The organism is Actinomadura formosensis NBRC 14204 (genome assembly GCF_001552155.1).
Taxonomy (GTDB): Bacteria; Actinomycetota; Actinomycetes; order Streptosporangiales; family Streptosporangiaceae; genus Spirillospora; species Spirillospora formosensis.
Genome location: NZ_BCQQ01000024.1, coordinates 1 through 22,482 on the forward strand (window position 1 = coordinate 1; position 22,482 = coordinate 22,482).

At 73.1% G+C, this 22,482-nt stretch carries 22 protein-coding genes; 7 read left to right on the plus strand and 15 right to left on the minus strand.

Features of this window, described 5'->3' with window-relative positions; translation table 11 throughout:
- Positions 1 to 1,714: RNA-guided endonuclease TnpB family protein (locus tag AF1_RS33105; RefSeq protein ID WP_084262638.1), on the minus strand; the 1,714-nt coding region annotated here is incomplete at its 3' end.
- 166 nt (positions 1,715 to 1,880) lie between these two features.
- Between AF1_RS33105 and aac(3) the strand changes: the two genes are divergently transcribed.
- Positions 1,881 to 2,726 (plus strand): aminoglycoside 3-N-acetyltransferase, encoded by an 846-nt coding sequence (gene aac(3) / locus AF1_RS08775; RefSeq protein WP_174548832.1) that lies wholly within the window; start codon positions 1,881 to 1,883, stop codon positions 2,724 to 2,726.
- A 24-nt stretch (positions 2,727 to 2,750) separates the two neighbouring features.
- Here the strand turns inward: aac(3) and AF1_RS08780 are convergent, their stop codons facing one another.
- Together AF1_RS08780 and AF1_RS08785 are read right to left on the minus strand one after the other, a co-directional pair.
- A complete protein-coding gene (locus AF1_RS08780; RefSeq protein ID WP_067794869.1) occupies positions 2,751 to 3,413 on the minus strand; it encodes a response regulator transcription factor in 663 nt (220 codons plus the stop codon).
- Positions 3,410 to 5,584 carry a sensor histidine kinase gene (locus AF1_RS08785; RefSeq protein ID WP_084262640.1) on the minus strand — a complete coding sequence of 725 codons (2,175 nt, stop codon included), beginning with the start codon at positions 5,582 to 5,584 and terminating at the stop codon, positions 3,410 to 3,412. The genes AF1_RS08780 and AF1_RS08785 overlap by 4 nt, the downstream gene beginning before the upstream one ends.
- A gap of 194 nt (positions 5,585 to 5,778) precedes the next feature.
- Here AF1_RS08785 and AF1_RS08790 point away from each other — a divergent pair, with 194 nt between their 5' ends.
- The 3 genes from AF1_RS08790 (at position 5,779) to AF1_RS08800 (ending at position 9,592) form a co-directional block, all read left to right on the plus strand.
- Positions 5,779 to 6,513, plus strand: a complete 735-nt coding sequence (locus AF1_RS08790) for a hypothetical protein (RefSeq protein WP_131732801.1) — start codon at positions 5,779 to 5,781, stop codon at positions 6,511 to 6,513.
- Positions 6,514 to 6,652: 139 nt separating this feature from the next.
- Positions 6,653 to 8,026 (plus strand): FAD-binding oxidoreductase, encoded by a 1,374-nt coding sequence (locus tag AF1_RS08795; protein WP_067794875.1) that lies wholly within the window; start codon positions 6,653 to 6,655, stop codon positions 8,024 to 8,026.
- A 15-nt stretch (positions 8,027 to 8,041) separates the two neighbouring features.
- Positions 8,042 to 9,592 carry an acetolactate synthase large subunit gene (locus tag AF1_RS08800; protein WP_067794878.1) on the plus strand — a complete coding sequence of 517 codons (1,551 nt, stop codon included), beginning with the start codon at positions 8,042 to 8,044 and terminating at the stop codon, positions 9,590 to 9,592.
- On the opposite strand, the gene AF1_RS08805 is transcribed toward AF1_RS08800, so the two are convergent.
- From AF1_RS08805 to fdxA, 10 genes are all read right to left on the minus strand, one after another.
- A complete protein-coding gene (locus AF1_RS08805) occupies positions 9,561 to 11,168 on the minus strand; it encodes a xylulokinase (protein WP_067794881.1) in 1,608 nt (535 codons plus the stop codon). The genes AF1_RS08800 and AF1_RS08805 overlap by 32 nt on opposite strands.
- A gap of 17 nt (positions 11,169 to 11,185) precedes the next feature.
- On the minus strand, positions 11,186 to 12,586 hold the full coding sequence (locus tag AF1_RS08810) for a pyridoxal phosphate-dependent decarboxylase family protein (RefSeq protein WP_067795001.1): 1,401 nt from the start codon (positions 12,584 to 12,586) through the stop codon (positions 11,186 to 11,188).
- 133 nt (positions 12,587 to 12,719) lie between these two features.
- On the minus strand, positions 12,720 to 13,862 hold the full coding sequence (locus tag AF1_RS08815) for an acyl-CoA dehydrogenase family protein (RefSeq protein ID WP_067794884.1): 1,143 nt from the start codon (positions 13,860 to 13,862) through the stop codon (positions 12,720 to 12,722).
- A 77-nt stretch (positions 13,863 to 13,939) separates the two neighbouring features.
- Positions 13,940 to 15,541 carry a polyamine aminopropyltransferase gene (locus tag AF1_RS08820; protein ID WP_067795004.1) on the minus strand — a complete coding sequence of 534 codons (1,602 nt, stop codon included), beginning with the start codon at positions 15,539 to 15,541 and terminating at the stop codon, positions 13,940 to 13,942.
- An 11-nt stretch (positions 15,542 to 15,552) separates the two neighbouring features.
- Positions 15,553 to 15,993, minus strand: coding sequence for a DUF350 domain-containing protein (locus AF1_RS08825; RefSeq protein WP_067794887.1), 441 nt, complete (start codon positions 15,991 to 15,993; stop codon positions 15,553 to 15,555).
- 10 nt (positions 15,994 to 16,003) lie between these two features.
- Complete coding sequence (locus AF1_RS08830) at positions 16,004 to 16,438, minus strand: DUF4247 domain-containing protein (RefSeq protein WP_067794890.1); 435 nt, start codon at positions 16,436 to 16,438, stop codon at positions 16,004 to 16,006.
- Positions 16,435 to 16,935, minus strand: a complete 501-nt coding sequence (locus tag AF1_RS08835) for a DUF2617 family protein (RefSeq protein ID WP_067794892.1) — start codon at positions 16,933 to 16,935, stop codon at positions 16,435 to 16,437. Before AF1_RS08835 ends, AF1_RS08830 begins: the two co-directional genes overlap by 4 nt.
- Before the next feature lie 2 nt (positions 16,936 to 16,937).
- Entirely contained in the window at positions 16,938 to 17,564 is a 627-nt protein-coding gene (locus tag AF1_RS08840; RefSeq protein ID WP_067794895.1) for a DUF4178 domain-containing protein, read from the minus strand.
- Positions 17,565 to 17,710: 146 nt separating this feature from the next.
- Positions 17,711 to 18,796 (minus strand): succinyldiaminopimelate transaminase, encoded by a 1,086-nt coding sequence (gene dapC, locus AF1_RS08845; protein ID WP_067794897.1) that lies wholly within the window; start codon positions 18,794 to 18,796, stop codon positions 17,711 to 17,713.
- Positions 18,797 to 18,880: 84 nt separating this feature from the next.
- The gene (gene fdxA / locus AF1_RS08850; protein WP_067794899.1) at positions 18,881 to 19,207 is read right to left on the minus strand and encodes a ferredoxin; all 327 of its coding nucleotides are present in this window, start codon (positions 19,205 to 19,207) and stop codon (positions 18,881 to 18,883) included.
- 112 nt (positions 19,208 to 19,319) lie between these two features.
- Between fdxA and AF1_RS08855 the strand changes: the two genes are divergently transcribed.
- Entirely contained in the window at positions 19,320 to 19,589 is a 270-nt protein-coding gene (locus AF1_RS08855; RefSeq protein WP_067794902.1) for a putative acetyltransferase, read from the plus strand.
- Here AF1_RS08855 and AF1_RS08860 read toward each other — a convergent pair.
- Together AF1_RS08860 and AF1_RS08865 are read right to left on the minus strand one after the other, a co-directional pair.
- Positions 19,586 to 20,443, minus strand: coding sequence for a polysaccharide deacetylase family protein (locus AF1_RS08860; RefSeq protein WP_242608811.1), 858 nt, complete (start codon positions 20,441 to 20,443; stop codon positions 19,586 to 19,588). The genes AF1_RS08855 and AF1_RS08860 overlap by 4 nt on opposite strands.
- 87 nt (positions 20,444 to 20,530) lie before the next feature.
- Positions 20,531 to 20,863 carry a hypothetical protein gene (locus tag AF1_RS08865; RefSeq protein WP_067794905.1) on the minus strand — a complete coding sequence of 111 codons (333 nt, stop codon included), beginning with the start codon at positions 20,861 to 20,863 and terminating at the stop codon, positions 20,531 to 20,533.
- A gap of 40 nt (positions 20,864 to 20,903) precedes the next feature.
- Here AF1_RS08865 and AF1_RS08870 point away from each other — a divergent pair, with 40 nt between their 5' ends.
- Together AF1_RS08870 and AF1_RS08875 are read left to right on the plus strand one after the other, a co-directional pair.
- Positions 20,904 to 21,716: a class I SAM-dependent methyltransferase gene (locus AF1_RS08870; RefSeq protein WP_067794909.1), complete on the plus strand. Its 813-nt coding sequence runs from the start codon at positions 20,904 to 20,906 to the stop codon at positions 21,714 to 21,716.
- Positions 21,717 to 21,786: 70 nt separating this feature from the next.
- Complete coding sequence (locus AF1_RS08875) at positions 21,787 to 22,446, plus strand: cysteine--tRNA ligase (protein WP_067794911.1); 660 nt, start codon at positions 21,787 to 21,789, stop codon at positions 22,444 to 22,446.
- The last annotated feature ends 36 nt before the right edge of the window (positions 22,447 to 22,482 follow it).

Genomic DNA, 22,482 nt, shown 5'->3' on the forward strand with positions numbered 1-22,482 from the left:
CCCGGCGGGCCTTGTACTCGAGGAACTCGCCGAGCTGGTGGAACGGCCAGGACGACAGGCGCGCCCGCTGGTCGCGAGGAACCGTGACCCGTTCGCGGATCCCACCCAGCTCTTCGAGCGCGATTCCGCGGCCGGTGCGTGCCGCGACGGCGACGACCTGCTTGGAGATCTTATGGTTGACATGCCGGGCGTGCCGCGCCTCACGCCGCGCCCGCTTCTTCAGCAGCCGGGCCGCCGAACGGGTCCGCTTGGCCTGGATCTCCGCCCGCTTGCGGGCCTGCCACCGCCGATACCGGCCCAGGCGTCGTCCTTGATGGTTGTCGCCATCGCTGGTGGTGGCCAGGTTGACGATCCCGCGGTCCACCCCGATCCAGTCGGCGGGCTCGTACACGTCCGGTTCGGGGATGTCGCAGGTGGCCAGCAGGAACCACATGCCGTCCCGGTGGACCAGGTCCGATTCGCCGTGCCGGTGCGCGGCCAGTGTCTTGGCCTGCTCGGGCGAGCAGGCCAGCCGCAGGTTCTTACACCGGCCATGAACGGTCCAGATGCTGACGGTGCCCGCGTCCAACCGCCACGACAGGTTGCGGTCGTCAAAAGTGTGCGCCGCGTCCGGGCGGAACACGACCGGCTTGGACTCGGCCTTGCGGCGCCGCCGGGACGCCGGGCCGCCGAGATTGCCGTTGCGGATACCGGCCCGCAGGGCGGTGTAGGCGTCCACGACCCGTTTGATCACATGCTGCGCGGCCTGCGCCCCCAGCCCGGCGGCCTTCAACTCGGCGTAACACAACCGCCGCAGCGGCGTCTCGCGGCACCGAAGCCCGAACTTGTCGAAGGCCACGGCCGACACCCGGGTGGCGGCGACGTTGACGGCGTGCAGGGTCGCCTCCAGCGCCAACGCCTGCTCAGGCGTCGGCAGCAGCTTCACCTGCACCACCAGTTTCACAATCCGTGACATTACCATTACGTTCCCCAGCATGTGGGGAACCCGGCGAGGCGGCGCCGACGCGCCGCGCACCAGGGAAGCGATTCCTCCCGGCCCCGACGGGCCGGGGTTCCTCACTAGAAAGATGCTGAAGACGTTGCCCTTGCCGCACCCCTCACCCTTCGTGGTGTCCCGCCATTCGCTGAACGTGGCGTAGGAGCCCGAGCGATAGAACTTGTTGCCGCTGACGAGGTTGTTGCTGCTGACGCGGACGCGGACGGGGTCGCCCGTCACGTACTCGAACCTGTTGCCGGAGATCGTGCTCCTCGAAGTCCGGACGAGGTAGATGCCGTGCATCTTGCCCGAGTTCTTCAGTTTGGAGAACAGATTGTTCTTGATCTTCAGCCCGGAGGAGCTCTCCGTGTGGATTCCGCCGTACCCCTTGGAGCCGCTCAGGTTCCTGAAGACGTTCCCGGTGATGGTGATATTCGTGTTGCCCTTCAGCCTGATCCCGTTCGGGGCGTTCTGGAACGTCTTGCCGGAGATGGTGAAGCTCCCGTACCCGGCCTTGATGCACAGGAGGTAGGTCGCGCAGGTCGTCTCGCCGGGGTAGCGGGCGGCCCGCGCGGTGTTCATCCGCGACCCGTCGAAGACGACGCGGCCCGTGCCCGGGGCGGTGTCGAAGACGACGCTCGACCCCTTCGGGGAGTAGTCCCAGACGATGGGCTCGGTGAGGTGGTGGACGCCCCCGACGATGAGCAGCCGCACGTGCTTGACACCCCGGCGCTTCACCGGCCACCACCATCGCGGCCGACATCGGAAGAAGCACGGTTCTGCGCTTGTCCTCGCCCTCTCCACCATGATCATTTACTCGGCCGATTAAACCCAGCTTTCCCGGATCTCGTCCAACCGGAAGGGAACGCGCTCCGGCCGGACGGTCCCGCCTATGATCGCGATCATGGACGAGATGAGCCTGCTCGCCGGTTCCGGCGGGCCGGTGACCCGGAGCCGGATCAGCCGCGACCTGGAAGCGCTCGGCCTCGGCCGCGGCGACGCGGTCATGTTCCACACCCGCATGTCCGCCATCGGCTACGTGGCCGGCGGGCCGCAGACCGTCATCGGCGCGCTCGGTGACGTGGTGGGACCGCGGGGCACGCTCATGACGTACTGCGGCTGGAACGACGCACCGCCCTATGACTTCGTCACCTGGCCGCGAGCCTGGCAGGACGCCCTGCGCGCGGAACACCCCGCCTACGACCCCGGCCTCAGCGAGGCCGACCACGGCAACGGGCGTCTCCCCGAGGCGCTGCGCCGGTGGCCGGGGGCGGTGCGCAGCCGGCACCCGGACGTCAGCTTCGCGGCCCTCGGGGCGGCGGCGGCCGAGTTGACGGCCGGCCATCCGTGGGACGATCCCCACGGCGCGGACAGCCCGCTCGCGCGGCTGGTGGCCCGGGGCGGCCGGGTCCTGCTGCTGGGCGCTCCTCTGGACACCATGACGCTGCTGCATCACGCGGAGGCGCTCGCCGAGGCGCCCGGCAAGAGGTTCGTGGACTACGAACAGCCCGTCCTCGTGGACGGCCGGCGGGTCTGGCGCCGCTTCCACGACATCGACTCGGAGGACGGGGCCTTCGACTACTCCGCCGTGGTGCCCGAGGGGCGGGACCCGTTCGCGGTCATCGCCGAGGACATGCTCGCCGAGGGAATCGGCCGGAAGGGCAGGGTCGGCGCCGCCGACAGCTACCTGTTCGAGGCGTCACAAGCCGTCGATTTCGCCGTCACCTGGATCGAGAGCAGACTCCGGTGAGGAACACGCGTGCGGCGGGCGGGGTCAGGGGCCGAGGCCGGCCTCGCGGGCGCGCAGGACGGCCTGGGTGCGGTCGGCGACCTGGAGTTTGGCGAGCACGGCGGAGACGTTGTTGCGGATCGTCTTGGGCGACAGCGACAGCCGGTCGGCGATCTGGCGGTTGGTCAGGCCGCCGGCGATGAGCGTGAGCACCTCGCGTTCGCGTGCGGTGAGGTGGGGGAACGGATCCGGCTCGGCGGCGCGGGGGGCGGCGAGCCTGGCGAAGTACGCGGTGACCCGCGCGGCCAGCGCCGGGCCGAAGATGATCTCGCCGTTGGCGACGGCGGTGATGGCGCGCAGGATCTCGGCCTGGTCGGCGCCCTTGACCAGGTAGCCGTGGGCGCCGGCGAGCATGGCGGCCAGGACGCTCTCGTCGTCCTCGTGCATCGTCAGCGCCAGCACCGCGATGTCGGGGTGCCTGCCGGTGATGCGGCGGGTCGCCTCGATGCCGTCCAGCTTGGGCATCTGCAGGTCCATCACGACCACGTGCGGTTGCAGCCGCCGCGCCATGTCGACGGCGTCGACGCCGTCGGCCGCGGTGCCGACCACCTCCACGGCGCCGGTGGAGGTCAGCATCAGCGACAGGCCGTCGCGATAGATCGGATGGTCGTCGGCCAGCAGCACCCGCGGCCGTTCCGCAGCGGTCATCGGGCTCCTCCCGGGTCGGCGGCCGGCAGCGACTCTACCCCGGCGCCCCGTTCCCCGTGGTCGTGCCGCCGCGCCGAGGCGCGGTACGGGATGACGGCGTGCACCCGCGTTCCGCCGCGCGGCGGAGAGGTCACCGTGCACTGCCCGCCGAGTTCCTCGGCCCGCTCGCGCATCCCGAGCAGGCCGACGCCGACGACGGCGTCCGGGGCGATCCCGCGGCCGTTGTCGGCGATCTCGATCTCCAGGGCGTCCGCGGGCGCGGCCAGGCGCACGGTGCAGCGGTTCGCGGCGGCGTGCCGGGTGACGTTGGCCAGCGCCTCGCAGACGATGCGGTAACCGGCGACCTCGACCGCGGCCGGCAGGTCCGCCAGCACCTCGCCGGAGCCCGCGGCGGCGCCCGCCGCGCCGAGGTCGAGGGTGATGGCCAGGCCGGCGCCGTCGAACCGGCTGATCTGCCGCTGGACGGCGCCGACCAGCCCGAACTGGTCGAGGGCGGGCGGGCGCAGGTCGTGCACCAGGCGGCGCACGTCGGCGAGCACGGCCGACAGGTCGCGCCGCACGTCGGCCAGGGTCCGGTCGGCGGCGGCGGGGTCGCGGGCCGCCAGGTTGCGGGCGGCCTCGATCTTCAGGGCGGCGGCGGCCAGGGCGGGGCCGAGCCCGTCGTGCATGTCGCGGCGCAGCCGCCGGCGTTCCTCGGCCACGCTGGTGACCAGGTGTTCCCGGCTGCGCTGCAGCTCCTCGGTCAGCGCGGTGGCGCGGACGGCGGCGGCGGCCTGCCGGACGACGTCGGCCAGCAGCCGCTGGTCGGCGTCCGACAGGCGCGTCCCGGTCTGCGGCACGAGGGTGAGCCGGCCGATCGGCACACCCCGGTAGGCCACCGGCAGGACCACCGCGCCGGCACTCGCGGTGCCGTGCTCGGCGACCACGGTGTGCCCGTCGGCGCGGTTCATCTCCACCCGCACGTAGGGCGACCGGAACGCGGTGCCCACCGCCTGCGCGACCTCCACCAGCAGCTCGTCGGAGCCGCTGGAGTCCTCCAGGCGGCGCGCGAGCGCCGACACCACGTCGTACGGGTCGCCGCGGCCGGTCACCAGCCGGTCCACGGAGCGCTGCAGCCGGGCCCGCAGCGGCGCGTACAGCACGGCCACGACGCCGGCACCGATGATCGCGGCCAGCGGCTCGTCGATCAGCGTGCCCGCGGTCAGGAACACGGCCATGTCGATGGCGACCACCGCGGCCGCCAGCCCCCCGTACAGCAGGGTGCGGCCGAGCAGCAGGTCCACCTCGTACAGCCGGTACCGGGACACCGCGATCAGCACGGCGGCGGCCAGCGCCACCAGCCCGGCGGCGAACGCGGCGTCGTTCATCCAGTTCCCCGGCGCGAGCAGGGGGCTGGCCATCAGGGCGAGGTTCAGCAGCGCGGCCAGCAGCATCCACCGCAGCTGCGCCCGCCGTTCGGGGTCGGCGCCGAAGAACCGGCGGACGAACGCCGCGACCGGCACGAACAGGCTGACGGCGATGAGCGGAAGGACGAGGCCGAGCAGCGTGTGCCATGCGGCGTCGGGCAGCGGCGGCGTGGTCGGGTCCAGTGCCAGGCCGTCCATGCTCGGGGCGTCCGGGCTCTCGCCCTCGGCGGAGACGAAGATCCGCCACGGGGCGGTCAGGCCGAACAGCAGCGCCAGCCCGGTGCAGGCCAGTGAGATGCCCACCGGCCACCGCCAGCGCGGCGAGGGCAGCCGCCCGTCGGGGAAGAACAGCAGGAACAGCGGCGGGATGAGGTTGAGCGAGGGGCCGGTGCGGCCGCCGATGTAGGCGGCGAGCGAGGTCAGCGGCAGGGTGCCGCGATGTTCCAGCAGCGAGAACGACGCGTACGCGGCGGCCACGCCGTTGCTGCACGCCAGCACGCCGCCGCCGACCAGCAGCCAGGTCATCACGTGCCGGGGCAGGCGGGTGGCCAGGATCGCGCCGGCCAGCGCCAGCGCCAGGCCCGGCACCGTGGAGCCCCAGGCCGACCAGGCCAGGGGCTCGGGGCGGCGGCCGTCGCCGTTCAGCAGGTCGAGCCAGAACCCGGCGGCGGTGCCCGCGGCGACGGCGACGGCCGCGGCCACCGCCGCGGTCGTGAGCCACCGCCCGGACCAGCGGAAACGGGAGGCAGGGAGCGGTTTTCCCACGCACCGAGGATCCCATGCCCGCCGTCCCGCGGTCCGGGACGGGCGCCCCTGACCGGCGGGGACGATATCCCGGTCCGGCCGGGCGGATCCGGGACGGCGAGGTGCGCGCCGCCCCTGCCCGCCCGGGACGTCCCCCGCCGATGGTGGACGTACCGCGGCGCAGGGGGCGCCGCACGGAAGATCGTGGAGTGAGCATGTCGATACGGCCGATGGGCCAGGACCCCGCGGAACACCCGCACCCGGCGGAGCCGCCGGTCCGCGTGGAACGCAGCAGGCTCGTCAACATGGGCCAGGCCGCCGACGCCGGCCGGGCCGGCGCGGCCGCGGCCTCCGGGGGGCCGGGGCTGCCCGCGCCGCGGACGGCGGCCGCGGTGCGCCTGGCGGGGGTGATGCTGGCCGCCGGCGCGGCGGTGTGGGCGGTGGGGATCGTCGTCGTCGGGGAGGAGGTCAAGAAGGGGATCACGCTGGTGGACTGCGTGACCGGGCTCGGCTATGTGGCCGGGCTGTTCTGCCTGGCGCTGGTCGTGCTGTACACCGGGGGGACGGGCGCGCGGAAGGGGCGGGCGTTCCCGATCGCGGTGCTGGCGCTGCTGCCCGGCGCGTTCCTGTTCAACCTGCTCTCGCTGTCGTATGTGGGCCACACCTACGAGGACCTGCCGCCCTGGCTGGCGATCATCGACGCGTGCTGGCCGCTGTCCAACCTGGGCATGCTGGTCCTCGGCATCGCGGTGCTGAAGGTCGGCCGCTACCGCGGCCCGCTGCGCTGGTACCTCCCGCTGTGCGGGCTGTGGCTGCCGGTGTCGATGGCAGGGCAGGCCGCCGGCGGGGGCGCGGCCACCCTGGTCAGCGCGGCATGGCTGCTGGGCACCTACACGGTGGTGGGGGTGTGGCTGGCGCTGCGCCCGGCGGACGTCCTGGCACCCCGCTGACCGGCGCTCCGGCCGCCCGCCCGGGGCGGAGCGGTTCGCGGGGGACCTTCGGCCCGCGGGTTCGGGCCGGAAGTCCCCCTACCGGGGGCGGGCGGGTGGCGTCACACTTGCCGACGTGACCTGCCGGTGGGAGGAAGCCATGACGGATGTCCGGACGGCGCTGGCGGAGGTCGTCGGTGCGGAACATGTGCTGTCGGGCGACGCGGTGCCCCCGGACTACGGGCGGGACGAGTCGCTGGGCGTCGCCGGGGTGCGGCCGGACGCGGTGGTGCTGCCCGCGCACACCGAGCAGGTCGCGGGCGTGCTGCGGGTCGCCTCCGCGCACGGGGTGCCGGTGACCGCGCGGGGGGCGGGGACGGGCCTGTCCGGTGCGGCGGTGCCCTGCGCCGGCGGGCTGGTGGTGTCGTTCGAGCGGATGAACCGGGTCCTGGAGATCGACGCGGACGGGCAGGTCGCGGTCGTGCAGCCGGGCGTCACACTCGGGGAACTCGACCGGGCGACCGCCGGGAAGGACCTGGTGTACCCCATCTTTCCCGGTGAGGACGGCGCCACCCTCGGCGGGACGATCGCCACCAACGCGGGCGGGATGCACGCGGTGAAGGAGGGGGTGACCCGGCATCACGTCCTCGGGCTGGAGGCGGTGCTCGCCACCGGGGAGGTGATCCGGACGGGCGGCCGGTATGTGAAGACCTCCACCGGATACGACCTGACGCAGCTCATCGTGGGGTCGGAGGGCACGCTCGCGCTGGTGACGGAGGCGACGCTGCGGCTGCGGCCCCGGCTCGCGCACCGGGCCGGGGTGCTGGCGCCGTTCGCCCGCGTGGAGGCGGTCACGGCGGCGGTGCCCCGGCTGACGGGCGGCGGGCTGGACCCGCTCGTCCTGGAGTACGTGGACGTCCTCGCCATGGCGGCGATCACGCAGAACGCCGGGCTGGATCTCGGCGTGCCGCAGGAGGTCCGCGACACCGCCGGCGCCTATCTGCTGGTCGTGCTGGAGAACCGTTCGGCGGAGCGGCTGGAGGAGGACGTCCGGGCGCTCGGCGGGCAGCTGGCGGACCTGGGCGCCGCCGACGTGTACGTCCTTGCGGACGGGCCCCTCCGGAAGCTGGTCACGGCCCGGGAGAAGGCGTTCTGGGCGGCCCGGAGCGCCGGGGCGGACGCGATCGTCGACGCCGTCGTGCCGCGCGCCGTGCTCGCCGGGTTCTTCACCGCCGTCCAGCGGATCGGCGCGCGGCGCGGGGCGCTCATCGGCGGGTGCGGGCACGCCGGGGACGGCAACGTGCACCTGTCGGTGTTCCAGCCGGACGCGGACGCGCTGGCCCGGGTGATGGACGAGATCCTCGCGGCGGCCGTCGAGTGCGGCGGCGCGATCAGCGGGGAGCACGGCATCGGGCGGGAGAAGAGCCGCCACTTCCGCGCCCTGGAGGATCCGGTGAAGGTGGAGCTGATGCGGCGGATCAAGACGTCGTTCGACCCGGACGGGATACTGAACCCCGGGGTCCTGTTCGGCTGAGCTGGGGAGAGGCAGATGAACGGCGCTCAGGCCATGGTGCGCACGCTGGCGGACGCCGGGGTCGGCGTGTGGTTCGCGAATCCGGGCACGTCCGAGCTGCACCTCGTGGCGGCGCTGGACGGCGAGCCGCGGGCGAGAGGTGTGCTGTGCCTGTTCGAGGGGGTCGCGACGGGCGCCGCCGACGGGTACGGGCGGATGGCGGGCGGGCCCGCCGCCGTCCTGCTGCACCTCGGCCCGGGGCTGGCGAACGGGCTCGCCAACCTGCACAACGCGCGGCGGGCGAAGACCCCGGTCGTCACGGTGATCGGTGACCACGCCACCCACCATCACCGGTTCGACGCGCCGCTGCAGTCGGACATCGCGACGGTGGCCGGGTCGGTGTCGGCGTGGATGCGGCTGCCGCAGACCGCCGCGGACGTCGGCCCGGCCGCGGCGGACGTGGTCGCGGCGGCCCGGGCGGGGGGCGTCGCCACGCTGATCGTGCCCGCGGACGCCGCCTGGTCGGAGGGCGGGACGGTGGCCGAGGCCCGGCCCGCCCCGCCGCCCGCGCCGGCGGCCGGCGACGCGCTGGAACCGGTCGCCGCCGCGCTGACCGGCGGTGAGCCGTGCGTCGTGCTGATCGGCGGGGCCGCGACCCGGCGCGCGGGGCTGGAGGCCGCCGGGCGCATCGCGGCGGCGACCGGGGCGCGGGTGCTGTGCGAAACGTTCCCCGCCCGGCTGGAGCGCGGCGCCGGTGTCCCGCCGGTGGAGCGGCTCGCCTACCTGGGCGAGATGGCCTCGGCACAGTTGGCGGGCGCCCGGCACATCGTGCTCGCGGGCGCGCGGCGGCCGGTGACGTTCTTCGCCTATCCGGATCTTCCGGGCGACCTGGTGCCGGACGGCTGCCAGGTGCACGACCTCGGCGCGAACCCGGCCGAGTCCCTTGCCGAGCTCGCCGACGCGGTCGCCGGGGACGCGCGTCCGCCCCGGCAGGCGGCGGCGCGGCCGGAGATCCCGACCGGGGCGCTCACCGCGGAGACCGCCGCCGCCGTCATCGGCGCGCTGCTCCCCGACGGCGCGATCGTGTCGGACGAGGCGAACACGTCCGGGCTGTGGCTCGCGGGCGCCACCGCCGGCGCGCCACCGCACGACTGGCTCACGCTGACCGGCGGCGCGATCGGCCAGGGCCTGCCGGTCGCGACCGGCGCCGCGGTCGCCCGCCCGGACCGTCCCGTCATCTGCCTGGAGGCGGACGGCAGCGCCATGTACACGATCTCGGCGCTGTGGACGCAGGCCAGGGAGGGCCTGGACGTCACCACCGTCGTGTTCAACAACGGCGCCTACGCGATCCTGTCGATGGAGACGACACGCGTCGGCGCCATGGCGGCACCGCCCGCGGCGGGGACCATCGCCCGGGACATGGTCGACCTGTCGCGGCCCTCCCTCGACTTCGTCGCGCTGGCGTCCGGCATGGGGGTCCCCGCGTCCCGCGCCCGCACGGCCGAGGAGTTCGCGGACCAGTTCGGCAGGGCGATCGCCGAGCCGGGCCCGCACCTCATCGAGGCGGTCGTGCCCCCGCTGGGGTAAGCCCCGACGGGTCCGGCACCCGGCCCCGCGCGAGGCGGCGGAACATGCGCCGCTGGCTCTGGTACAGGCCGGGGAACTCCCGGTAGAGGCGCTCGTACTCCGCCGCGGCCGAAGGGTCCGGGCGGAAGACGCGGTCGACGCCGATCCGGACGTCCTCGCGGCGGACGGCGCCCAGCGACAGCCCGGCGAAGACGGCCTGGCCGCGCAGGCCCGCGTTGATCGGATCGGCGACGCGCTCGACGGTGCGGCCGAGCACATCGGCGTGGATCTGGCACCACAGATCGGACCGGGCGCCGCCGCCGATCACCCTGATCGGGTCGAGGCGGCGTCCGGCGAACCGCTCGACCGCCTCGTGCAGCCACCGGTCGTTGTAGGCGACGCCCTCCAGGACGGCGCGGATGAGATCGTCCTGCGTCGTGGTCAGGGACAGGTTGTGGAAGCCCGCGCGGGCGTCGCGGTCGTCGACCGGTGAGCGTTCACCGTCCAGCCAGGGGGTGAAGAGCACGCCGTGGCTGCCCGGCGGGACGGCGGCGGCGCGGGTCACCAGCCGCTCGTAGTCGGAGTCGCCGGTGGCGGGCGCGCCCAGCACGGTCTCGTTCAGCCACTGCAGGCACCGGCCGCCGGTCTCGTGGTTGTTCGCGACGACGTAGGAGCCGGCCGACAGGCCCGGCACGCTGGCGATCGACCGCAGCACGTCGGTCTTCTTGAACGGCACCGACAGCCCGATCCAGGACGTCGTGCTGATCGCCAGATGGGCCTGGAAATCGTCCAGCGTCCCGGCGCCGCAGACCGCCGCGTGCAGGTCGGGCAGGCCGGTCACCACCGGCAGCCCCTCGGGCACCCCGAGTTCGCCGGCCGCGTGACCGGTGACGGTGCCGACCACCGAGCCGATCGGGCACAGCGGCGGAAGCCTGCCGGCGTCCACCCCCGCCCGGCGGGCCAGGTCCGCGTCGTAGCGCAGCACGTCCGGGCGCCGGTTGTCGGTCAGCCAGGCGGCCGTCATCGAGGCGTGCGTGGCGGCGGCGACCCCGGTCATCCGCATCGTCAGGTAGTCGACCGGCTCCAGGAACCAGCGCGCCGCCGCGTACACCTCCGGCATGTCGTGGCGCAGGAACAGCAGATGCCCGATCGGGTCGGCGCCGGACGGCGACGGCGCCCCGCCCGTCCTGCGGACCCAGGCCAGCGCGTTGCGCGGCGCGAACCCGGCGACCGGCCCGGCGATCAGGGCCCGGGAGTAGGGCGCGCCCCGCGTGTCGTCGTACAGCAGGCAGTCGCCGACCGGGCGGCCCGCCGCGTCCACCGGCACCGTGCTGGCCCACTGCCCGGTGCACGACGCCGCGACGAGCTGGTCGGGACGGACCGCACCGGCGGCCATCACCCGCCGGGCGGCCTCGGTGAGCAGCCGCCACCACTCCCCCGCGTCCTGGGTGGACGCGCCGCCGCCCGGCCGGCGGGTGGTGAGGAGGGCGAACTCGCAGCGGGCGATCTCCCCGGTGAGCGAGACCAGGCCGACCTTCAGCCCGGTCGAGCCGAGATCGACGGTGAGGACGTACTGCTTCTGCGGCACGGATGTCATCGGTGGCTCCGGCCGGGTCAGCGGGCGGCCGGGGGCAGCGACTGCTGGGTGTCGAGCATCCCGGCCATGATCTGCCGGATGAAGTCGTCCGCCTCCTCGGTGAGCCCGCCGGGCACGCCCCCGTACACCGCGCCCGACATGGGCTTCTCCCCCGCCGCCTCCCGCTCGGCGGCGTACCGGACGGCGGCGGCGAGGTCGGCGGCGAAGGTCTCGGCGACCCCCGGCCGGGTCTGCGGCCGGGTCACCGCCATGTGGACGGCGTTCGGATACTGCTGGCCGTTGAGCCGCCAGCCGCGGCCCGCCATGAAGTCGTACACGTGGTAGATGTCGAACTCGTCGGAGGTGAAGCTGAACAGGAACGTCGGGTCGCCCAGCACCCGCAGTTCGGGATGCGACCGGACCGCGTCGATCATCTGCCGCGCGGTGGCGAAGATCCGCTCGGCGTGGCGGCGGTATCCGGAGCGTCCGAGCTTGACCATCCCCGCCCAGGTGGCGGCGAGCAGCCCGCCCGACCGGGAGCCCTCGATGCCCGGCGACAGGTACTTCCCGCCGCTCCACCCCGCGTTGAGGAAGTACAGCTCGTTGCGCAGCCCGCTGTCGCGGAACAGCAGCGTGGACGTGCCCTTCAGCCCGTACCCGTACTTGTGGGTGTCGGCGGAGATGCTGGTCACGCCCGGCAGGCGGAAGTCGAAGACGGGGACGTCCAGGCCCAGTTCCTCACCGAACGGGAGGATGAACCCGCCGAGGCAGGCGTCCACGTGCAGGCCGACGCCCCGGGCCAGTGCCAGCTCCGACAGCTCCGCGATCGGGTCGATCGTCCCGTACCCGTAGTTGCCCGCCGAGCCGATCACCGCGATCGTGTCCGCGTCGATGAGCCCGGCCACGGCCCCGGCGTCCACCAGGGTCGTGCGGGGGTCGGCCGGCGCCCGCCGCACCTCGATGCCGAACAGGTGCCCGGCCTTGTCGAACGCGGGATGCGCGGTCTCCGGCTTGACGATGTTCGGACGCGTGACGCCGCGATGGCGGGCGGCGGCGTCCCGGTAGGCGAGCATCGCGTGCAGGATGCTGCCGGTACCGCCGGTCGTCACCACCCCGCCCGGCGTGGTGCCGGTGACGGCGCCGGCGTGCATGAGGTCGAAGGTCATGGCGAGGATCTCGCCCTCGAACTTCGTCGCGCTGGGGAACATGTCCCGCTGCAGGGCGTTCGCGTGACCGAACAGGCCGTACGTCTCGGTCATGAAGGCGTAGTGGTCGTGGTCGCCGCAGTAGATCGTCCCGGACGCCTTGCCCGTCTCCCAGAGGGCGTCCTCTCCGGCCGCCATCTCCCGCAGCTCGGCGAGGATCTCCACCGGGGGCCGCCCCTCCTCGGGGAGCCTCCGGTGGACCTCGAACCGGCCGGCGTAGGGGTAGTCCGTCACGTGTGCCGCCCTCCGCTCCCGCGCGTCCGCCTCGTCACGGAGCGCCGTAGGCACGATCGTGGAACCGATCCACCGGCGGGGCATAGAGGCTTTCGTCCCCCCTGACCGGTGCCGTTGGGCCCGGGCGGGGCGGTCAGACCCCGAGACCTCGGCCGATGATCTCCTTCATGATCTCGGTGGTGCCGCCGAAGATCGTCTGGATGCGGACGTCCTGGTACGCCTTCGCGATCGGGTACTCCGTCATGTAGCCGTAGCCGCCGTGGAGCTGGACGCAGCGGTCCACGACCCGCTTGAGCAGCTCGGTGTTCCACCACTTGAGCATCGCGGCCTCGTCGGCGGTCAGCTCGCCTGCGCTCTCCTTGACGATGCACTCGTCGGTGAAGGCGCGGGAGACCGTCAGCTCCGTCTTCATCTCCGCGAGCGTGAAGCGGTTGTGCTGGAACTTGCCGATGGGACGCCCGAACGCCTCCCGCGTCTTGCAGTATTCGAGGGTCTGCTCGAACGCGGTCTCGGCGGCGGCCTGCGCGGTCGCGCCGATCGACAGCCGCTCCCGGGCGAGGTTCCGCATCAGGTAGATGAAGCCCATGCCCTCCTCACCGAGGAGGTTCGCCTTCGGGACGCGGACGTTGTCGAAGAACAGCTCGGCGGTGTCCTGGGCGTGCATGCCGACCTTGTCGAGGTTGCGGCCGCGTTCGAAGCCCGCCATGCCGCGCTCGACCACCAGGAGGCTGACGCCCTTCGCCCCGGCGGCCGGGTCGGTCTTGGCGACCACGATGACCAGGTCGGCGAGGATGCCGTTGGAGATGAACGTCTTCGACCCGTTCAGGACGTAGTCGTCGCCGTCCCCGACCGCGGTGGTCCTGATGCCCTGCAGGTCGGATCCGGCGGCGGGCTCGGTCATCGCGATCGCGGTGATGATCTCGCCGGAGCAGTAGCCGGGGAACCAGCGCCGCTTCTGCTCGTCCGTGCACAGCTGGCGCAGGTAGCCGCCGTTGATGTCGTTGTGGACGGCGAACCCGGGGCCGTGGACGCCGGCCTTCGCCAGCTCCTCGTTGAAGATCACGTAGTAGCGGTAGTCGGGGTTGCCGCCGCCCCCGAACTCCTCCGGCATGTCGATGCCGAGCAGGCCCGCGCGTCCGGCCGCCAGCCACACCTCACGGGAGACGATGCCGTCCTTCTCCCACTGCTCGTGGTGGGGGGCGATCTCCTTCACGATGAAGGAGCGCACCATGTCGCGGAAGGCGTGGTGCTCGTCGGTGTAGATGTCGCGTCCCATCCGGCGGTCTCCCTCAAGTAAGTGAGTGCTGATACAGGGCCAATGTATCTGCCGTCCGCCGGTCGGTGCCCACCTGATCAGGCGTTCTTCCACTCCTCGCCCTCGTACTCGACCAGGCGCGGGTGGACGAGGGTGTTGACCTCCACGTCCCGGCCACGGCGGTCCTTGGGAAAAACCGTCGACGCCTGCAGGACCGCACTGTCAAGGAAGCGAAGCCCAGTGAGGTCGGGTGCGAGCTTGAGCGCGGGGGGTTCCTTGGTAGGGGACGCCAGGACGAACCCCCAGTCACCGAAGCTCGGCACGTCCACGTGGTACGGGGTGGTCGCGAGACCGGCGGCGGCTATCGACTTCTGGATGCTCCAGAACGACTTGGGCGCGAAGTACGGCGAACCCGACTGGACGACCATCCGCCCGCCCGGCGCCAAGGCCCGCTTCACCATCCCGTAGAACTCGACCGAGTACAGCTTGGCCGTGGCCACGTCATCGGGGTCGGGCATGTCCACGATGATCGCGTCGTACTGCTCGTTCAGGCCGCGCAGCCAGGAGAACGCGTCAGCGGTGACGGTCTCCACGCGCGGATCCTCGAAGGAGCGGTGGTTGAGGGACGCGATCGGCCCGTAGGTGCGGGCCAGGCGCAGCATTTCCGGGTCCAGTTCGACCAGCGTCGCGCTCCGGACGTCCTTGTAGCGCAGCACCTCGCGCAGCGCCAGCCCGTCCCCGCCGCCGAGAACGAGCACCCGGCCGTGCGGCCCGGACATCAGCGGATGAACGAGCGACTCGTGGTACCGGTACTCGTCCACCGAGGAGAACTGGAGATCGCCGTTCAGGAAGAGCCGCAGGTCCGGCGGGCCGAGCCCGGCCTGCCGGGTGATGACGATCTCCTGGTACCTCGTGCGCTCCGCCACCGCGATCGGGTCGCTGTAGAGCGCCTGCCGCGCCGACACCTCGAACCCGTCCGCCAGCGCGTAGACACCGCCGAGCACGGCGAGGACGGCCACCATGCCGAGCGCCAGCGCGGCCCGCGCGACCCGGCCGAGTTCGCGGCGGAACAGCCACAGCACCACCGCGACCCCGGCGACCGCGTTCACCACGCCGACCAGCAGCGCGCCCTTGATGTGCCCGAACGCCGGCAGCAGCAGGAACGGGAACGCCAGCCCGCCGACCAGCGCGCCCACGTAGTCGGCGGCGAACAGGTCGGCGACCGCCGACCCCGCGTCCTGCCTGCGGATCCGCTGCAGCAGCGTCATCAGCAGCGGGATCTCCGCGCCGATCAGCGCGCCGACCGCGAACGCCACCACCACCAGCGCCGGGACGTACAGGTCGAGCCACGCGAACGCCGCGTACAGCGCCAGCACGGAGACGCCGCCGACCAGCGCGAGCGCGCCCTCCACGACCGCGAACGCGACGATCGCGCGGCCCTGCAGCGGCTTCGCGGCCAGCGACCCGACGCCCATCGCGAACACCATCACCGACAGCACGATCGACGCCTGCGTGACGGAGTTGCCGACCAGGTAGCTGCCCAGCGCGACCAGCGCCAGCTCGTACACCAGCCCGCACGCCGCGCACGTGAACACGGCCGCGAGGATCAGGGTGCGCGCGAACCGTACCGGGACGCGCGGCCTTCCCGGCCCGTCCGCCCGGGACGGTTCCGGGTCGGGCGGCCGGACGGCCCGGTCCAGATCGCGGGTCGTCAGGAGACCGCCCCGGCCACGATCGCGGCGACGCCCAGGTCGGCGGCGGCGACGACCCACCCGGCCGGGTGGATGGCGGTGCCGCCGCCGTCCACGTCGACGAGCGTCGCGCCGAGCCTGCCCGGCGTGATCACGTCCAGCAGGAAGAACGAGACGACCATCAGCACGATGCCGATCGCGCCGAACACGGCGGTGTCGACCAGGCCGGCGCCCAGGTCGTTGTCACTGGTGACGATCGCGGTCGTGACGATCATGCCGATGCCGAAGAGCTTGACCGCGAGCAGCAGCGCCGCGCCGCGGTTGCCCTCGGTCCAGATCTGCTTGCCGAGCCTGCCCGGCGTCGTCACCTCCACCACCAGGTAGCCGAGCGCCATCAGCGCGATCCCGACCGCCCCGTAGGCGAAGGTCGCGCCGATCTCCCGAAGGATGTCGTCGTTCATGTGCCGCTCCTCATTTGCCCGACCCTGGGCCGCCGCCCCGGAACGACGCGGCGCCTCTGCTGTTCCATCCGTGGCTTCCGGGGCTCGCCCAGCGCCCGCCGACATGGGAGTAGTAGCGGCCGTAGCCGCTGCGGGGATTGTCGACCGTGATCCGGCTGCCCGCGCCGTCCGGCAGCACGCCGACGACGAGATTGGGGTAGCGCATGAAGATGCCGCCCGCCGCGCCCATCGCCGCCATGTCGTCCACGCGGTCGATCGGCTTGAACTTGCGGCCGATCTCCGAGGCCACCGTGTACGGAGCCTTCGGGGAGCGGTAGGTGCCCGCCCCCGCCCGGGAGTACTTGTCGGCGATCCACGACGACTCCGACTGGCCGCAGCCGCCGAGCGCCGCGGTGGTCACGGCGGCGGCGAGCACCGCGCCCGCCACCCGGTATCTGCTGTTCACGATGGTCTCACCAGCCGGCTCCGTGTCATCACGATCTCCCGGGTCTGCGGGTAGGCGTGCCAGGTCCGCCAGCCGAATCCCGGCTCCCGCGTCTCTTCCAGTGCCAGTGCGGTGACGGCGTGCGGCGAACCGGGGAACGCCCCGGTCAGCGCGTCACCGCGGTCCGCGAGCCGCGCGCACACGGCCTCGACGGCACGGGCGAACGCCGTCCCGTCACGGTGCGCGGCGGTCGTCGCGGTGAACTCGTAGGCCCAGCCGGGCACGCTCGTCGCGGCATGTCCGGGCAGCGGCTCGGCGGCATCCGGCAGGCACGCCACCGTCTCGCTCAGCGGACCGGCGATGACCTGGTGGGACGCGCCGAGCAGGCGCAGCTCCACGGTCAGGCCGGCGCGCTCCACCGGCAGCACGGCGAGCGCGTCCAGCGGCGGCAGCCCGAGCGCGAACGAGAGCCCGTCGGCGCGCGCGTCCGCGTAGGGGGTGTCGAGGGTCGCGCGCAAGGTCAGCTACCGCCACCCGGGTAGATCGTCATCGATCCGGCCGGGACGCGTTCGCCGAGGCCCGCCTCCCACGGGCCGCCGCCGTACTGCTCGAACGACAGGTACTTCCCGCGCGGGCCCTCGTAGTCGACGTACTCGACCCGGCCCTGGACGCCGACGCCCGTCGTGCCCTCGCTGGTGTAGTCGGCGGTGCCGTGCTCGTCGCGGCGGTACTCCACGCCGTCCACGACGATGGTCTTCTCACCGGGCGTGAGGTCCCCGGCGTCGTACTCCGTCCACCAGACGACCTCAAGGTCCGGGTCCTCCTCGACGGAGACCCACACCTTGGTGCCCTCGATGGTGTCGGCGTCGAGGAGATGCTCGCTCCAGGTGAAGCCGCCCTCCTTCAGCCGCAGCGAGCCGCGCACGAAGTAGCGGGTGCCGAGGTACTCGACCATGTCGCCGGCCTTCAGTGCCCGCGGGTCGCCGGCCACCTGGTCCTCGGGGGCGAACGGGTCGCGCGGGACCACCGGGGCGGGGGCCGCAGGAGCCGAACGGCGCCGCAGCAGGACGAGGATGAGCACGATCAATGCGACCAGGATCAGCGCCAGCAGGATCACTATCGCCGTTCCGCCCACGGACACCTCCATCGTTTCGTCGATATGGGCGCAGACCAGCGGATCCTATCGACTGCGGCCTATCAAGCCCATACCGCGATGAGACGTATCAAATGCACCACGGGTTGCACGCGGGAATCGGTGATCCGTTGCGAGAGCGGGACCGGGCCGCCCCCGGGTCAGAGGCGGTCGACGGCGGCGGCGACGCGCTCGTCCGTCGCGGTGAAGGCGATCCTGATGTGCCGGGCCCCGGCCGGGCCGTAGAACTCGCCGGGGGCGACGAGGATACCGAGGGACGCCAGGTGGGCGACGGTGTCCCAGCACGGCTCGTCTCCCGTGGCCCACAGGTACAGGGACGCCTCGGAGTGGTCCACGCGGAAGCCGTGCCCCTCGAACGCGGCGCGCAGCGCGGCGCGGCGGCGCGCGTACCGTGCGCGCTGCTCGTCCACGTGCGCGTCGTCGGCGAACGCCGCGGTCATCGCGGCCTGCACCGGCGCCGGGACGATCATGCCGGCGTGCTTGCGGACCTCCAGCAGCCGCTTGACCAGCGCGATGTCGCCGGTGACGAACCCGGCGCGGTAGCCCGCCATGTTGGAGCGCTTGGAGAGGGAGTTGACGGCGAGCAGCCCCTCATGGGAGCCGTCGCACACGTCCGGGTGCAGGATCGAGATCGGCGGATTCCCCTCGTCCCAGCCGAACTCCAGGTAGCACTCGTCGCTGACGACGAGCGCGCCCCGGCCGCGCGCCCACGCGACGACCTTGCGCAGATGCTCGACCGGCAGCACCTTGCCGGTCGGGTTGGACGGCGAGTTCACCCAGACGATCTTCGGTTTGACCGGGCCGAGCGCGAGCAGCCCGTCGGTCGAGACGGGGGTGGCCCCGGCCAGCCGCGCGCCCACGTCGTAGGTCGGGTAGGCCAGCGCGGGGAAGACGACCTTGTCGCCGGGGCCGGCGCCGAGCAGCGTCGGCAGCCAGGCGACCAGTTCCTTGGTGCCGATGACGGGCAGCACCGCGTCCGGGTCGGCGCCGGACACGCCGGCGCGGCGCCGCAGCCAGCCCGCGACCGACTCGCGCAACTCCGGCGTCCCGTACGTCTGCGGGTAGCCGGGCGCGTCGGCCGCGGCGGTGAGAGCCTCCCTGACCGGCTCGGGCGTCGGGTCGACGGGCGTCCCCACGGACAGGTCGACGATGCCGTCCGCGTGCGCCAGCGCCCGCTCCTTGTAGGGCGCGAGCCGATCCCACGGAAAGTCCGGCAACGTGAACACGACCTTGTTCCTCCTCTGGAGACCCGGCGGGCCGCGGCCTTCCCGAAGCAGGGAGACCACGGCCCGGAAAGCGTGGGGCCCGGCTCAGTCGTCGTGGCTCTGCGGAGGGAGCGCGGCGACGATCGGGTGGTCCTTCTCGATCTTCCCCACCTTGGACGCGCCGCCCGGCGAGCCGAGGTCGTCGAAGAACTCCACGTTCACCTTGTAGAAGTCCTTCCACTGCTCGGGGACGTCGTCCTCGTAGTAGATGGCCTCGACCGGGCAGACCGGCTCGCACGCACCGCAGTCGACGCACTCGTCCGGGTGGATATAGAGCTGACGCTTCCCTTCGTAGATGCAGTCGACCGGGCACTCCTCGATGCATGCCTTGTCGAGCAGGTCCACGCAGGGCTGCGCAATGACGTAGGTCACGTCAGTGACTCCTCTCGGATTTCCGGCCCCGCCGCACGTCACGGCTCACCGCAAGCTCGCTGTGAATAGTATTGCCATCACGGCTCGGTCGATTCGACACGGGGGTCCTCAGATGTCAGCCCGCTTCGCCGCGCGGCTGGTGGTCTCCATCAGTGGCGCGGACGTGGGCCAGCGGATCTCGCTGCGCCGCCGCCTGCCTACGGGAGAGTACAGCGACGTCGTCGGCGTACTCGAATCGTGGTCCAACAAGACCCTCACGGTGCGCCGGCGCACCGGTGAGCTGGTCGAGGTGCCGGAGGAGACCATGGTCGCGGCGAAGGTCGTCCCGCCGCAGCCGCCGCCGCGCCGCCGTCCCCGCCGCGCGGAGCCGGGAGCCGGTTAGCCGGAGCCGGTGGGCACCGGGCGCGTGCGGGGCGGGCCTGCGGGCGATCCGGTCGGCGGCGGGCTCGTCTTCACCCGCTCGGGTGCGGGGAGGCGCTCGCTGTAGGTCTCGCCCGGCTTGAGGGTCCTGCCCTGGAGCAGCTCCGACACCGTGACGAGCGTGAACCCGCGCTTCTTCAGGCCCTCCACCACCTTCGGGACGGCCTGGACGCTCGTCTTGTGGATGTCGTGGAACAGGATGATGCCGCCGCGCTTCGGCTCCCTGGTCCCGACCCTGATGTTGCGGGCGACGTCGTGGTAGCGCCAGTCGAGCGTGTCGACGCTCCACAGGATCAGCGGCATCCCGACGGCCCGCCCGACACGCTTGTCCGTCGCCCCGTACGGCGGCCGCATCAGCGTGGGCCGCACCCCGCCGGACGCCTCCGCGATGGCCTTCTGCGTCCGCTGGATCTGCGACCGGACCTCGGCGGACGACAGCGAGGTGAGCTGCGGGTGCGACCAGCTGTGGTCAGCCAGCTCGTGGCCTTCGAGGGCCATCCGGCGGACGACGTCGCGGTGGGCGCCGACGTTCTCGCCGAGCATGAAGAACGTGGCGCGCACGCCGTCCTTCTTCAGCGTGTCGAGCAGGCCCGCCGTGTAGGGGCCGGGCCCGTCGTCGAACGTGAGCGCGACGCACGCGACCCGGTCGCAGTCGATCCTCCGGGGCGGAGGCGGCGCCGGCGGCGGGGCCGCCCGCGGCCGGTGGCTCAGCGTGGCCTGCTGGCCGGCCGTCCGCGCCCGCCGCTCGCCGGCATGGCTGCATCCCGCCACGAGCAGCAGCCCGGCACCGAAGACGGCGAATTTCCTGATCCGCACCACGCACCCCCGAACGTGTCGTCTCAGCCCGCCTCATACCCTCCGTGACCTGGGTGACACACGCCGCCAAGATCCGGAAGCGGCAGGTCAGATCCGGGCCTCGGGGAAGAGCCGGATCAGAACGTCCCGGTGCCACCCGGCGTCCCGGCCCGGCGGCGGGGCGAGGATCAGCGCGCCGTCGTCGGCCGTGCTGAACCGGACCTCGACGCCCGGGGCGAGTTCCCCCGGCGGCTCCCCGGTGGCCGCGAGATGCCGCGCCAGGGTGCCGAGGACGCGCGCCCAGCCGTCCCCCAGATAGGGCGCCAGAGCCTCGACGCGCACCTCGGGCAGGCCCCGCGCGGACAGCCCGACGGTGCGCAGCGTCAGCCCGTCCGGCCGCTCGGCACCGACGATCCGGACCTCGGACGTGACGTCCGCCATGCGCAAGACCGCCTCCTCGCAGGACTTTCTCGGATAAATTATGACAGTGAACTGGGCCGTGACGACGTATGACTCCGCCTTCGGGTATGTCTCCGCGCACGGTGCGCCCCTGGTCGATCTGCTCGACCCGCAGCCCGGCGAGCGGATCATCGACCTCGGGTGCGGCACCGGGACGTTCACCGCGGAGATCGCAGAGCGCGGCGCCGAGGTGCTGGGCATCGACGGCAGCCCGGACATGGTCGCGCAGGCGACCGCGCTGCACCCGGGCCTCTCCTTCGTCGTCGGAGACGCCCACGACTTCACCGTCGGCGACTCCTTCGACGCGGTCGCCTCCAACGCCGCCCTGCACTGGATGACCCGCGACCCCGACGCCGTGATCAGCCGCGTGCACGCTGCGCTGCGGCCCGGCGGGCGGTTCGTCGGCGAACTCGGCGGCGCCGGGAACTGCGCCGAGCTGATCGTCGCGATGCAGACGGCGTGGCGGGTGTTCGGCCTCGGCGAGCCCGAGCTGCCCTGGTACTTCCCGAGCCCGGCCGCGTACGCGACCAGGCTGGAGGAGGCCGGGTTCACGCTGCGGCTGCTGGAGCACGCCGACCGCCCGACCCGGATGACCGAGGGCCCGAACGGCGCCGCCGACTGGGTCCGCGCCTACGCGGCCCGCGCGCTGGCGGACGTCCCGCCGGAACTGGTGGACCCGCTGCTCGACCGGGTGAACGACCTGGCCGCGCCCGCGCTGCGCCGCGAGTCCGGGTGGGTCGCCGACTACGTGCGGCTCCGGTTCGCGGCCGTCCGCCGGTCGGACGGCGCCGCGCCGACGCCGTTCGGGCCGCCGGCGTCCGACCGGCCGCTCTGACCCGCCCGTCTGATCCGCCCGCTCCGATCCGGCCGCTCTGATCCGGCCGCGTCCCGCCTAGGGTGGGGGCATGCTGCGGTTGTACGACCATCGGACGGGACGTGCGGAGCCACTGCCCGCCGGGCCGGGCCTGCGCGTCCAGATCCTTCCCGGCGCGGGGTACCGCACGCTGGTGGTCGCCGATCTGCTGCGCCGGATCGTCCAGCGGTCCGGGCGCCGCGTCCGGCTGGTGAGCACCCCGGTGCCCCCGGACGGCGCCTGGGCGGACTACGGCGTCGCGCCGTTCGAGATGCTCGACGACCCGCTGGCCGACGCCGACGTCTACGTCTCCTCGGGCGCGGACGCCGACGCGTTGTGCCTGGCCGTGCCCGCCGAGACCGGCGTGAAGCCGCCGGACGCGCTGGCCGCGCGCCTGGTGATGCTGGAGGCCGCGTACCGGGAGCCGGTGGAACTGTCGGACGAGCGCCTGTCGGCCGCGAGCGCACGGCTGGACGCGTGGCGCGGCAAGCTCGCGGAGTGGGCGACCTCGCCGGGCCGCCCCATGAGCCGGGACTACGCGGCGCGGGCGGAGGCCGCGCTGGCGGACGACCTGGACAGCGCCGGCGCGCTCACCGTCCTGGACCGGCTCGCCGGGGACCCGGACGTCCCGCCGGGCGCGAAGCTGGAGACGTTCATCCACCTGGACATGGTGCTGGCGCTGGGCCTGGTGTCGGCGATCGGGAGCGTCTGATCACCTTCGTTGAAGGTGCCGCCGGTGCCCCTGGAA

Coding starts and splice junctions, on each gene's coding strand:
- AF1_RS08855 (WP_067794902.1), top strand. CDS start 19,320: ATGTCAGCCCGCTTCGCCGCGCGGCTGGTGGTCTCCATCAGTGGCGCG.
- AF1_RS08840 (WP_067794895.1), bottom strand. CDS start 17,564: ATGGAGGTGTCCGTGGGCGGAACGGCGATAGTGATCCTGCTGGCGCTG.
- AF1_RS08815 (WP_067794884.1), bottom strand. CDS start 13,862: ATGGGACGCGACATCTACACCGACGAGCACCACGCCTTCCGCGACATG.
- AF1_RS08870 (WP_067794909.1), top strand. CDS start 20,904: ATGACAGTGAACTGGGCCGTGACGACGTATGACTCCGCCTTCGGGTAT.
- AF1_RS08875 (WP_067794911.1), top strand. CDS start 21,787: ATGCTGCGGTTGTACGACCATCGGACGGGACGTGCGGAGCCACTGCCC.
- AF1_RS08790 (WP_131732801.1), top strand. CDS start 5,779: ATGTCGATACGGCCGATGGGCCAGGACCCCGCGGAACACCCGCACCCG.
- AF1_RS08800 (WP_067794878.1), top strand. CDS start 8,042: ATGAACGGCGCTCAGGCCATGGTGCGCACGCTGGCGGACGCCGGGGTC.
- AF1_RS08795 (WP_067794875.1), top strand. CDS start 6,653: ATGACGGATGTCCGGACGGCGCTGGCGGAGGTCGTCGGTGCGGAACAT.
- AF1_RS08825 (WP_067794887.1), bottom strand. CDS start 15,993: ATGAACGACGACATCCTTCGGGAGATCGGCGCGACCTTCGCCTACGGG.
- AF1_RS08865 (WP_067794905.1), bottom strand. CDS start 20,863: ATGGCGGACGTCACGTCCGAGGTCCGGATCGTCGGTGCCGAGCGGCCG.
- AF1_RS08780 (WP_067794869.1), bottom strand. CDS start 3,413: ATGACCGCTGCGGAACGGCCGCGGGTGCTGCTGGCCGACGACCATCCG.
- AF1_RS08805 (WP_067794881.1), bottom strand. CDS start 11,168: ATGACATCCGTGCCGCAGAAGCAGTACGTCCTCACCGTCGATCTCGGC.